The 11,722-nt window shown below is 69.9% G+C and carries 10 protein-coding genes and 2 pseudogenes; 6 read left to right on the forward strand and 6 right to left on the reverse strand.

What is annotated here, in order from left to right; all coding sequences use genetic code 11:
• Positions 1–10: 10 nt before the first annotated feature.
• Positions 11–670: a TetR/AcrR family transcriptional regulator gene (locus tag ABTZ94_RS32030; protein WP_351206061.1), complete on the reverse strand. Its 660-nt coding sequence runs from the start codon at positions 668–670 to the stop codon at positions 11–13.
• Positions 671–837: 167 nt separating this feature from the next.
• Between ABTZ94_RS32030 and ddaH the strand changes: the two genes are divergently transcribed.
• Entirely contained in the window at positions 838–1,701 is an 864-nt protein-coding gene (gene ddaH, locus ABTZ94_RS32035; RefSeq protein WP_351206063.1) for a dimethylargininase, read from the forward strand.
• Positions 1,702–1,734: 33 nt separating this feature from the next.
• Here the strand turns inward: ddaH and ABTZ94_RS32040 are convergent, their stop codons facing one another.
• Positions 1,735–2,742: a small ribosomal subunit Rsm22 family protein gene (locus tag ABTZ94_RS32040; protein WP_351206065.1), complete on the reverse strand. Its 1,008-nt coding sequence runs from the start codon at positions 2,740–2,742 to the stop codon at positions 1,735–1,737.
• 141 nt (positions 2,743–2,883) lie between these two features.
• Between ABTZ94_RS32040 and ABTZ94_RS32045 the strand changes: the two genes are divergently transcribed.
• Complete coding sequence (locus ABTZ94_RS32045; RefSeq protein ID WP_351206067.1) at positions 2,884–4,191, forward strand: hypothetical protein; 1,308 nt, start codon at positions 2,884–2,886, stop codon at positions 4,189–4,191.
• Positions 4,192–4,270: 79 nt separating this feature from the next.
• Here ABTZ94_RS32045 and ABTZ94_RS32050 read toward each other — a convergent pair whose 3' ends face one another.
• On the reverse strand, positions 4,271–5,593 hold the full coding sequence (locus tag ABTZ94_RS32050) for a multidrug effflux MFS transporter (RefSeq protein ID WP_351206079.1): 1,323 nt from the start codon (positions 5,591–5,593) through the stop codon (positions 4,271–4,273).
• A 176-nt stretch (positions 5,594–5,769) separates the two neighbouring features.
• Here ABTZ94_RS32050 and ABTZ94_RS32055 point away from each other — a divergent pair.
• Positions 5,770–5,937 (forward strand): annotated as a pseudogene (locus ABTZ94_RS32055) (gfo/Idh/MocA family oxidoreductase); the annotation flags it as partial.
• A gap of 157 nt (positions 5,938–6,094) precedes the next feature.
• Here the strand turns inward: ABTZ94_RS32055 and ABTZ94_RS32060 are convergent.
• Complete coding sequence (locus ABTZ94_RS32060) at positions 6,095–7,723, reverse strand: alkaline phosphatase D family protein (RefSeq protein ID WP_351206069.1); 1,629 nt, start codon at positions 7,721–7,723, stop codon at positions 6,095–6,097.
• 258 nt (positions 7,724–7,981) lie between these two features.
• Between ABTZ94_RS32060 and ABTZ94_RS32065 the strand changes: the two genes are divergently transcribed.
• Complete coding sequence (locus tag ABTZ94_RS32065; protein WP_351206071.1) at positions 7,982–8,449, forward strand: lamin tail domain-containing protein; 468 nt, start codon at positions 7,982–7,984, stop codon at positions 8,447–8,449.
• A gap of 100 nt (positions 8,450–8,549) precedes the next feature.
• On the opposite strand, the gene ABTZ94_RS32070 is transcribed toward ABTZ94_RS32065, so the two are convergent.
• Both ABTZ94_RS32070 and ABTZ94_RS32075 read right to left on the reverse strand, forming a co-directional pair.
• Positions 8,550–9,491, reverse strand: coding sequence for an NAD-dependent epimerase/dehydratase family protein (locus ABTZ94_RS32070; protein ID WP_351206073.1), 942 nt, complete (start codon positions 9,489–9,491; stop codon positions 8,550–8,552).
• Positions 9,488–10,510 (reverse strand): ScbA/BarX family gamma-butyrolactone biosynthesis protein, encoded by a 1,023-nt coding sequence (locus ABTZ94_RS32075; protein ID WP_351206075.1) that lies wholly within the window; start codon positions 10,508–10,510, stop codon positions 9,488–9,490. The genes ABTZ94_RS32070 and ABTZ94_RS32075 overlap by 4 nt, the downstream gene beginning before the upstream one ends.
• A 136-nt stretch (positions 10,511–10,646) precedes the next feature.
• On the opposite strand from ABTZ94_RS32075, the gene ABTZ94_RS32080 reads away from it, so the two are divergent.
• On the forward strand, positions 10,647–11,309 hold the full coding sequence (locus ABTZ94_RS32080; RefSeq protein WP_351206077.1) for a ScbR family autoregulator-binding transcription factor: 663 nt from the start codon (positions 10,647–10,649) through the stop codon (positions 11,307–11,309).
• Between the two features lie 86 nt (positions 11,310–11,395).
• A pseudogene (locus ABTZ94_RS32085) lies at positions 11,396–11,605 on the forward strand (inositol monophosphatase family protein); the annotation flags it as partial.
• Positions 11,606–11,722 lie beyond the last annotated feature (117 nt).

The raw sequence follows: 11,722 nt of genomic DNA on the forward strand, positions 1-11,722 counted from the left end.
AGGGAGCGGATCAGCGAGAGTCGCAGGGCGTCGGGAGCCCGCTCCCTGTCGTGGGGGAGGTCGTAAGCCCGCGCAGGGTGTAGTCGACGATCGCGTCCGCGTACGCGTGGGTGAGCGGGAGGGTGCGCAGCAGCCAACGGTGGGTGAGCGGGCCCACGAGGAGCTCCAGGGCGATCCGCGGGTCGATGTCGGCGCGCACCTGACCCGCCTCCTGGGCGGCACGCAGCCGTGCGACGTACAGCTGGAGCGAAGGATCGAGCAGCTTCTGGACGAACTCGGCGCCGAGCTGCGGATCGACGATCCCCTCGGCGGCCAGTGCCCTGGTCGGCGCCTCGAAGGCGGGGTCGGTCAGCTCGTCGACGGTGGCCCGCAGAACGACTTTGAGGTCGGCCGCGAGATCGCCGGTGTCCGGGAGCCCCCGCACGTCACCCGCGCCGTTCTCCTCGGCCGCTCGGTCACCGAGAGCGACGAAGGCCTCCAGGAGGACGGCCGCCTTGGAGGGCCACCACCGGTAGATCGTCTGTTTCCCGACGCCGGCCCGCGCGGCGATGGCCTCGATGGTGGTCCTGGGATAGCCCACCTCACCGACCAGGCCGAGCACCGCATCGTAGATCGCACGGCGCGAGCGCTCACTGCGACGACTGGAGTCAGGTGGCCGGTTCACTACCATGCCGGTAAATCTAGCAGCGGCACGAGTCGATACGTTTCGTCTCATCACCGTGCGGAATCACCCGATCGGATCACTGCGCGCGAGCCCCGGAAAGCGGACCATGGGCTCACACACACCCGTGCGAAGTCCCCCGACAGGCAACCCCTGCTATTCGTGAGGAGCCCTCATTGCCCACACGTCACCCGGCCCCCGCCCCTCATCAAGGCGTTCCCACCCCTGGCCGACAAGCCACACGCCGCCGTTACCTGATGTGCTCCCCGGCCCACTTCAGGGTGACGTACTCCATCAACCCCTGGATGGATCCCAGCAAGCCCGTGGATCTCCCCCTGGCCCAGACCCAGTGGGAGGACCTGCGCGACCGGTACCGCGCCCTCGGGCACACCGTGGAGCTGCTCACTCCCCGCCCCGAGCTGCCCGACATGGTCTTCGCCGCCAACGGCGCCACCGTCATCGACGGCCGGGTGCTCGGCGCCCGGTTCGCGTACCAGGAGCGGTACGAGGAGGCCTGGGCCCATCGCGAGTGGTTCCGGGACAACGGCTTCACCGAAATCCATGAACCGGCCCACGTCAACGAGGGCGAGGGCGACTTCGCGGTCACCGCTTCGTACATCCTGGCCGGGCGGGGCTTCCGGTCCAGCCCCTTGTCGCACGACGAGGCGCAGGAGTTCTTCGGGCGCCCGGTGATCGGGCTCGATCTGGTCGACCCGCGCTACTACCACCTGGACACGGCCCTGTCCGTACTCGACGACGCGGGCGACGAGATCATGTACTACCCGGGCGCCTTCTCGCCGGGCAGCCGGTCGGTGCTGGCGCGGCTCTTCCCCGACGCGCTGATCGCCGAGGAGGCGGACGCGGCGGCGCTCGGCCTGAACGCGGTGAGCGACGGGCTCCATGTGCTGCTGCCGCAGGCCGCCACGGGGCTCTTCGATCCGTTGCGGGCGCGCGGCTTCGAGCCGGTGCCGATGGATCTGGGCGAACTGCTGAAGGGCGGCGGCAGCGTGAAGTGCTGCACGCAGGAGCTGCGCGGGTAGCCGGGGGCCGGCAGCCGCGTCCGGCAGCCGCCCTCAGCCGCCGGACGGACCCGCGCCGCGCGGCGGCCACTCGTCGCCCCACGCGATGTCCCGGGCCGCCCGGTACAGCTCGCCGTGCCGCTTGGTGACCGTGGCGCGCTGCAGGGCCTCGTCACGGGTGCACAGGTCCAGCAGCACCTGCCCCTTGCGGATCTGCGGCTTGCGGGTGACGCGCGCCCGGACGGGTTCCGTCTCGAAGCGGGTCGCCACGACATAGCTGAACTTCTCGTCCTCGTACGGCAGTGAGCCGCCCTTGACCTGCCGGTGCAGTGAGGAGCGGCTGACCCGGGCCGAGAAGTGGCACCAGTCCGTGCCCGGCTCGATGGGGCAGGCATCGTTGTGCGGGCAGGGCGCGGCGACCTTCAGCCCGGCGGCGATCAGCCGGTCGCGGGCCTCGATGATCCGGGCATAGCCGTCGGGGGTGCCCGGCTCGACGACCACGACCGCCTGTGCGGCGCCCGCCGCGGTGTCGACGAGGCCGGCGCGGGCGTCCGCCGTCAGCTCCTTGAGTACGTAGGAGACGGTGATCAGGTCCGTGGGGGCGAGTTCGAGGCCCGCGCCGATCCGGGCCCGGCGCCACTCGGCGGCGCGCAGGGCGGGGACGCCGGAGATCGCGGCCAGCTCCCGGCCCAGGGCGAGAGCGGGCTCGGCCCAGTCCAGGACGGTCGTCCGCTGCCCCTCCCAGGCCCCTGCCACGGCCCAGCTCGCCGCTCCGGTGCCGCCGCCGATGTCGGTGTGCGTGCCGGGCACCCAGTCCGGGGCGGCCTCCTGGAGCGCGGCGAGCGCGGACCGTACCGCTTCGAAGGTCGCGGGCATCCGGTACGCGGCGTACGCGGCGACGTCGGAGCGGTCGCGGAGCACCGGGGCATCCGTGGGGGTGGTCCCCCGGTAGTTGGAGATGAGCCGGTCGACGGCTTGGGCGGCCTGCTTGGGCGGCAGCCCGTCGAGCAGTCCGGCCAGTGCCGCGCGCAGGGCTTCCGCAGTGGGGAGGGTGGCGTTCACCGACGAATTGTAGGCAAAGGCGGCCGACCCGCTTGCGACCCGGCGCCCGCGGCAAACAGCAGCGCGTACGAACTGCCGCAACGCTTGCGCCAGTTGCTAGGCTGCCCGGCGCGAGGTCGGGATCGCCCATCGAGGGAAACCATGAGACAGAAGATTGTGCGCCTGGTTCTGGTCGGCGGAGTGCTCGTGCTTGCCATGCTTCTTCTGCTGGCCACCTGTGGCAGCGGCGAGAAGAGCTCCGACAAGCCGAAGAAGCAGGTCAGGGCCAGCTCGGCCCCGGTGACACAGCTCACCGTCCCCTCCGTGTTCGCGACGGAGCACGGCTGGGAGCTCATCGGTACCTCGCCCGACTACGCGCTCTCCCGGACGACGGGCAGCCTCGCCTACCTCGCGCGGGTCTCGGACACCAAGTACCAGCTGCGGACCATCGACTCGCAGACCGGGGAGGCCGGCTGGCACGGGGCGAGCTGGCGGCCCCCGTCCCCGCAGCACTTCCCCAGGCTCCTCCCGGTCACCGTGGACGACCACGAGTACTTCGTGACGTGGTCGTACGGGAAGGTCGGCGAGAACGCGCTGACCCCCGCCGACACGATCGTCTCGCTGGACGTCTACAACGTGCAGAACGGCTCCCGGCGGCGCATCGAGGTGCCGTGGAACTCCGTACCCACGGTCACCACCACCGGCCCCGGCATCCTCATCAGCGACGGCCGGACGAACAGCGCGGTGGTCGACCCGGTGACCGGCGGGGTGTCGGAGATCAGCGCCCGCGCGCTCAAGTACCCGAAGGGCTGCACGACCTGCAAGCAGCTCACCGAGGTACGCGGGCTGACGAAGAAGGGCCTGCTGGTCAGCGGGGCCAAGGAATTCTGGGTGCAGGGCGGCTGGTTCAGCCGCAATGTCGCCCCCAAGGGCACCGACCGGCTCAGCGGACTCCCGACATCGGTGATCCCGAACCTGGTGCTGGCGAAGTGGCACCTCGCGAAGGGGGCGAAGCGTGCCACCACCCATGACCTGTGGACGGTGCACGACATGGAGACGGGCAAGCCCCTCGCCTCGGTGGAGTGCAGCAAGCCTGCGATAAAGCCGGGCCAGTACCCGCAGCTCGTCGCCGCGCCCTCGGGCACCTTCCTGGTGGCCGGGCCGCTCGCCTTCGACCTGTTGACGAAGCGCGGGTTCTGCTTCGAGGGGACGGACGGCACGAAGCCGCTGACACTCGCGTCCGTGAACGACGAGGGCATCGCGTACGGCGCGGCGAACGCACGCAACGCGGCCGACGTACTGGCCGGCGGCGGCACCCCCGTCGCGGTGGCGATCAGGAGCGGCACGACGGGCGCCCTGCGCTCGAACCAACGGGTTCCGGGCGCGGTGACGTCGGACGGCGTCGGCCTGTTCCGCTGGACGGACGAGAAGGACCGCCCGCACCTGATCGGCTACCCGAGCGCGCACTAGGCGTACTGCCCGGCCCGGCCCGCCCTGGCCTGCGGAAAGCAGGCGCGTCAGCGGGCGGGCGCGCTGGGGCAGGCCCCAGCTACGACGCCCGCTGCCAGGGCCGGCACAACCCCAGGAAGCAGGCCATCGCGCCCACCCCGGACACCAGCTGCACGACGGCCATCGGAACGGCCGTCCCCTCGCCCGCGATCCCGACGAGCGGCGAGGCGATGGCGCCGATCAGGAACGACGACGTGCCGAGCAGCGCGGAGGCGGACCCGGCGGCGTGCTTCGTACGCATCAGGGCCTGCGCGTTCGTGTTGGGCATCGCGAGCCCCATCGCCGACATCAGCACGAAGAGTCCGGCCGCGACCGGGACCAGGCCCACGTCCCCGAAGACCCCGGACGTCATCAGCAGCAGCGCGGCCGCGGCCAGCACGATGACCGAGAGCCCGAAGCCGAGCGCCTTGTCCAGGCTGATCCGGCCGACCAGGATTTTGCCGTTTATCTGGCCCACGATGATCAGGCCGACCGAGTTGATGCCGAAGAGCAGGCTGAACGTCTGCGGCGAGGCGCCGTAGATCTCCTGCACGACGAACGGCGAGGCACTCACGTACGAGAAGAGGGCGGCGAAGGCGAGGCTGCCCGCGATCATGTAGCCGGTGAAGACCCGGTCGGCGAGCAGCCCGCGCATGGTGCGCAACGCGTCGCCGATGCCGCCGTTGTGCCGGTCCTGCGGTGGCAGGGTCTCGTGCAGCCACTTCCAGACGACCAGGGTGAGCACCACGCCGACGACGGTGAGGACGGCGAAGATCCCCCGCCAGTCGGTGAACCGCAGCACCTGTCCGCCGATCAGCGGCGCGACGATCGGTGCGACGCCGGAGATCAGCATCAGGGTGGAGAAGAACCTGGCCATCTCCACGCCGTCGTACATGTCGCGCACCACGGCACGGGCGATGACGATCCCCGCCGCACCGGCCAGGCCCTGCAGGAGGCGGAAGCCGATGAGGAGTTCCGTGGTGGGGGCGAAGACGCAGATCGCGGTGGCGACAACATAGATGATCATGCCGAGGAGCAGCGGCCTGCGCCTCCCCCACCGGTCGCTCATCGGTCCGACGACGACCTGTCCGAGCGCCATGCCGGCGAGGCAGGCGGTGAGGGTGAGCTGGACGGTCGCGGCGGGGGCGTGCAGGGACTCGGTGACCGCGGGCAGGGCCGGGAGGTACATGTCCATGGAGAGCGGCGGCAGTGCGGTGAGGCCGCCGAGGACGAGGGTGACAAGGAGTCCGGTGCGCCGGGCCGCGTCGGTGACGGCCGGATTTCCGGGAGGTGTGCCGGTGGCCGCGGACTCCGCGGCCCCGGTCCCGGTGGTCGATATGTGTGTGCGTTCCTGCTGGGCCCGGCTTGCGCCGCTCTCCGGCATTCTCATCTCCATGTCGTTGAATCCGCATCTATGCTCTCAGCTCAGCCGGACTGGTCGAGACCTTTTTGGGGGCAGGCATGACAGGCATGAGCGGAGCCGTGCGTTGGGGCGTGCTGGCGACCGGCGGTATTGCCGCAACGTTCACCGAGGAGTTCACCGCGGGGGCGGCGGGCGAGGGGCTACGCGGGATGCAGTTCGAGCAGGCCGAGGTGGCGCGGGCGCTGCGGGCGGGCGAGACGGAGTCGCCGCTCGTGCCGCTGGACGGTTCCCTTGCCGTGATGCGGACGCTCGACGCGGTACGTGACCGCATCGGCGTCCGCTACCCGGCCGACGGCCTCGGCTGACCAGGACCTGTCCGCGAAGGGCCTCTGACCGACCGGCACATGAGAGAAGGGCGGGGCCGGGCACGCACATCTGCCACGTGGTCGTCGATCGCCACGCCTCAATCCTCCGCCTCGCGGCTGCACGCACCCGGCCCCGCCCTTCTCGTGCCGGCCGGTCTTACGCGGGCGTGAGGCCCTGGTTCCCCACCTCCGTGACGAACGATCCGGCCGTCGTCACGGGCGCACCGGGCGTGGTGACGGCCGACACCGTGCGGTAGTCGGCACGCGCCCGCTCCGTGCCCAGCGTGATGACGGTGTATCCGCGACGGCCGTTGAAGAACTTCATGTGCGGGTTGGCCTGCATCTGGTTGTTCCAGCCGGCCGGCCTGTCCGAGCCGTCCTTGCCGCTGGTGATGGATGTGGCGACGATCTCCGTTCCGACGGTGCGGGACGACGGGACGTCGAAGTCCTTCTTCAGGTCGAAGCCGTAGCCGACGTGCACATCGCCGGTCAGCACCATCAGGTTGTGGATCCCCGCGGCCGCGGCCCCCTTCAGGATCCGGTCCCGGGAGGCGGGGTAGCCGTCCCACGCGTCCATCGACAGCTTGGAGGCATCGGTGGGGGCCTCGCGCCGCTGGGCGAAGGTGACTTGCTGCGGTACGACGTTCCAGGTGGCCTGTGAGGCGTGCCAGCCGTCGAGCAGCCAGCGCTCCTGGGTGGCGCCGATCATGGTGCGCGACGGATCCTCGGACTCCGGTCCGGGCCTCTGCCAGCCGTCGCCGTACGCCTGGTCGCTGCGGTACTGGCGGGTGTCCAGGATGTCGAATTGGGCGAGACGGCCGAACTGCAGGCGCCGATAGAGCCTCATGTCCGGGCCGGTCGGCTGCTGCAGGGTGCGCAGCGGCTGGTTCTCCCAGTACGCCCGGTAGGCGGCGGCGCGGCGCAGCAGGAACTCCTCCGGCGGTACGCCGTTCTCGGGGGTGCCGCCCGCGTAGTTGTTCTCGGTCTCGTGGTCGTCCCAGGTGACGACGAAGGGGTGCGCGGCGTGGGCGGCGCGCAGATCGGGGTCGGACTTGTAGAGGCCGTACCGCAGCCGGTAGTCCTCCAGCGTGACCGTCTCCCGGTTGAAGTGGTCGGGAAGTTTGCGGTCGGTGTGGTTACGGGCTCCGCCGGTCGCGTTGACGGCGTACTCGTAGAGGTAGTCGCCGAGGTGGAAGACGACGTCGACGTCCTCCTGGGCGAGGTGCTTGTACGCGGTGAAGTAGCCGTCGTGGTAGGCCTGGCAGGAGACGGCGGCCAGGCTCAGCGTGCTGTTGCGGGCGTCGCGGGCGGGCGCGGTGCGGGTCCGGCCGGCGGGGCTGGTCCACGTACCAGTGCGGAAGCGGTAGTAGAAGACGTGGTCCGCTTCGAGGCCCTTGATCTCGACGTGGACGCTGTGGTTGAACTCCGGGTGGGCGGTGGCCGATCCGCGCCGGACGATGCGGGAGAAGCGCTCGTCGTGGGCGAGTTCCCAGCGCACCTCGACGCGAGACCGGGGAAGTCCGCTGCCGGTCTCGTACGGGCGGGGTGCGAGTCTCGTCCACAGCAGGACCGAGTCGGGCTGCGGGTCGCCTGAGGCGACACCGAGAGTGAACGGGTCCTCGCCGATCTTCCGGCCGTCCAGCTCGGCGGCGCTCGCGGTGCCCGCGGTCGGCAGATTGACCGAGAAAGCGAGCGCGGCAGCGGCACCGGTGACGGTGAGGAAGCGGCGGCGTCCGACATGCCTGGCGGCGTCGCGCATCTCCTGCTGGTGCGATGAGTGCGTCATCTGTCCCTCCCCTGGCTGGTGGTGTACCCGGTAAGTACCCCGGTCCAGCGCATCGAGCGGCTGTCGTGTTCGCATCGCTCAGGCGTCGCGCGGATGAGGAATGCGGCAGGAATGGGTTGACGGGGCGAAGTGCGTATAAGACCGACCGTCAAATGGTGCGCGGCGGCGCGAGCTTGGGCCCGCTCCTTCTCCCACCCCATGTTCCGGTTGGTATTAGGATCACAGTTCTTCACCGTAACTCCATGGAAGGATCACGGCATGCACATACGCGCCGCCTCATCGATCGCCCTGGCTGCCACCATCGCCCTGGCCGGCTCACTGCTCGTCACGGCCCCGGCCTCGGCCGCCTCGCACCAGGGCGGGCTGCACCTCGGCAAGATCCAGTACGACAGTCCCGGCAAGGACACCCGTACCAACGCGTCCCTCAACGCCGAGTGGGTGGACATCCACAACAACGGCAAGTCGAAGCTTCAGCTCAAGGGCTACAAGCTGAAGGACAACACCGGGTACACGTACACCTTCGGCAGCTACACCATCGGCGCCGGCAAGACCGTCAAGGTCCACACGGGCAAGGGCAAGAACGCCTCGGGCGACGTCTACTGGAACCGCGGCTCGTACGTCTGGAACAACACCGGTGACAAGGCCCGGCTGATCAAGCCGAGCGGCAAACTCCAGGACTCCTGCTCCTGGACGAAGTCGAGCAAGGGCACCAAGAACTGCCACTGAGCCGGGCGACCGCGGCTCGGGGCACCATCCGGCCCGACCAGGAATGGCACCGTGGCGACGGCCTCGCACTCGCCGAGCGCGACGGTCCCGGCGATCTCCGTCAGCCGCTGAGATGCCGGCGGTACCACGGCGCGTGCCGGGCGAACGCGGTCGCGAACCCTTCGCCCGGCTCCCAGTCGAAGTCCTGGCCGACCCGTTCGTCGGTGAACCAGTGGTCCACGGCGAGCATGCCGAGGTGGTGCAGCGCGTACGGGACGTCGGCGAGCCGCTCGCGGGCCGTGTCCACATCGATGCCGGTGGCCCCCCAGGGCAGCCGCAGCTCGTCGACGACCGTGGACAGCAGCTGCGAACAGCTCACTGGTTCGGGGTGGTTGACGTGGTAGACCCCGGCCGGCTCCCGGGGGGACAGCGCCGCACCCAGCAGCGCCCGCCCCAGCGTCTGCACGTCGATCATCGAGTGCCGCGCCTCGCATCCGGTCAGCCCGGCCGAGAGCTGCCGGACGAGCGCGACCAGTCCGGGCACGGCCCATCGGTCCCCGGCCCCGTACACGATGTGCGGGCGCACGACGACCCCGCCGGCCGCCAGGACGTGTTGTTCGGCGACGGCGCGGGTCAGGCTGGTGGCCGAGGCCGGGTCCGGCTCGGCCTGTCCGGGCCGCAGTCGGGCGAACGGGCCCCGGCCGTAGACGGATGCCGTGCTCAGGTGGACGATCCGGGTGACCCCGCAGCGGACCGCTTCTTCGGTCAGGGCACGGGTTCCTTGATCATTTACGGACCACGCGGTCGGTTCGTCGCCGCCGATCCGGGAGGCGCAGTGGATCACCGCGTCGACGCCCTCGCAGCTGCCGCGGAGCGTTGCGGGGTCGGCGAGATCCCCGTACACCGTCTCGACGCCGGGCCCGGCGCCCGCCGTTGCTGATGCGGTGAGGGCTGTCCGGTGGGTCATCAGCCGCAGCCGGAGGCCGGGGGTGGCCCGGGCCGCGGCCACCACGTGGCCGCCGATGAAGCCGGTCGCGCCGGTGATCAGTATGCGCAGTGTCATGACTGGTCATTCTGCCGCTTGTCCGGCCGGCTGCTCGGGGAGCCGAGGGTGCAGGTGAAGACCGGCTCGCCGTCCTGGATCGCCGAGACGTGCACCCCGGTCGTCGCGCGATCGCCGGCCGGGACGGTCCGGGCCTCGATCCAGCAGGGGTGGTCGAGTTCCACGTACCGGAGGAAGTCGGTCTTCACCGAAGCCGGGAGGAAGTCATGTCCGGGGGTGACGGCGACGGCCGCCTGACGGGCCGCCTCCAGCAGCAGAATGCCCGGCACATGGTCGTTGGGCCGGGCGAACAGCGTCGGATGCCCGGTGTCGAGCCGCAACTGCCAGACGTCCCGCCGTGGACCCGGCGCCAGTACGACATCGCGTTCATCGGTCCTGCCCACCTCGGCCGGTGCGACGGCGGGCAGGAGGGGTATCGAGGCGCCGATCACGTACTGCCGGTCGCCCCGCAGCCTGTCGTACACTCTGGCCGAGGTGCAGCTGATACGTCCTCCGCCTCTGGCAAGGACAGTGCCGAGGCGGTGCAGGAGCAGCTCGACATGCATGGATCCGATGCTCCGGCCGCGCCGCCGGATCCGGGAGCAGGACACATCCACCGTGATGTCCCAGGGCGCCTCGCCCAGGAGCAGCTGATCGGGCTCGGAGACGTACACGAGCTCCCACATCACGAACTGGTCCCCGACCGGGACGCCGAACGCCGCATGCCCCAGGAGCATCGTCGTCTGCCGCATGGTCTCCGCGATCAGCAGCGGGTCCTGGTAACGGCCCGAGACGGGGGCGAAGAAGCGGTGCTCATGCGGCCAACGGGCCGATACCGAGAACTGGGTGTCGGTCTGTGGGGTCCAGCCGGTGGGAAAGACATCCTCGGCATCGGACCGGTGGACCAGGTGTCTCGGAAAGTCCGCCTCCCCATGTCTGCTCCTCGTTGCCGTCCCGTCCGCTCCGGGGGATTCGGATAATTCGGCGGCGCCGTGGCCCTCGTCGGACACCGATGCGCTGTGCAAGGTGAGCTGAACCATGAATTTTCCTCCCAGAGGATCCATGCCGGGAGGGCGGGCCGCCCTCGCAGTAAGATACTGACAGTCCGGTTTTCCTATCCAATCCAGCCATATCCCAGTGGCGCTGACCACGCCACGACTGAGAGAGACGTAGCTGATGGCACAGCAGGCGCGCGCGATCCAGACTCGACGGTCGATCCTGGTGGCGGCCGCCGCCGTCTTCGACGAACGCGGCTACAGCAGCGCCACCATCAGTGAAATTCTTGCGCGGGCCGGAGTGACAAAAGGTGCACTCTACTTCCATTTCACCTCGAAGGAAGACCTGGCACTCGGGGTGATGGACGTACAGCTGGACAGCGATCCGCTTCCCGCCCAGCTGACGAAGCTTCAGGAATTGGTCGATCAGGGCATGCTGCTAGCCCACCGGCTCCGGCATGAGCCACTGGTACGTGCCAGCGTCGGGCTGGCCATGGATCAGGCGGTGGAAGGCCTTGACCGGGGCACCCCGTTCCGTGCCTGGATAGACCGGCTCGAACATCTGCTGACCGCCGCGAAGAACCAGGGCGAACTCCTGCCGCACGTCGACCCCTGCGAGACCGCCGAAATGCTGGCGGGCTCCTTCTCCGGCATCCAGGTGATGTCTCAAGCCCTTTGTAAGCGCGAGGACTTGGGGCGGCGGATTTCGGTCCTTCTGCATTACGTACTGCCGAGCATCTCGACCCCGGCCGTGCTGGCCACGCTCGACATGGCCGAGGACCGGGGCGAGCGCCTGTTCGGCACCCTCGGATCGGTACCCAGCCAGGCCGGCGCACCCGGCTGACGGGCGAGGCCTCCCCCTTCGAAGAGTCACGGGGCATGACACGGCAGTGACGAGTCACGGAGGCGGAGTTGCACGGCACGCACGGCGCCGGCGTCCGGCCTGCCCTGTCACTCACCGGTCACCCGCGCTGCCGTGGTGATCTCTTCGCTGCCGGCATCGCTCTCTGCCGGGCTGCGGGCTGCGTGGTGACCGGCGTTGATGGCGCCCCCATCGGGCAGGGAGCCCGCGGGGTCGTGGCGGCCGCAGACGCCGGAACTCACAGGCTCCTTATGTCGATGATCCGGAGCCGAAGCTAAGACCGACCGGCACATGGGGGGCGGGAGAAGGAGCGGGGCTGGGTGCGTGCAGCTGCAAGGCGGAGGATTGAGGCATGGCGGAGCCATGGTGATTGACGACAACGCGGCAGATGTGCG

It is taken from the genome of Streptomyces sp. NPDC002785, assembly GCF_040295565.1.
In the GTDB taxonomy this organism is placed as follows: Bacteria; Actinomycetota; Actinomycetes; order Streptomycetales; family Streptomycetaceae; genus Streptomyces.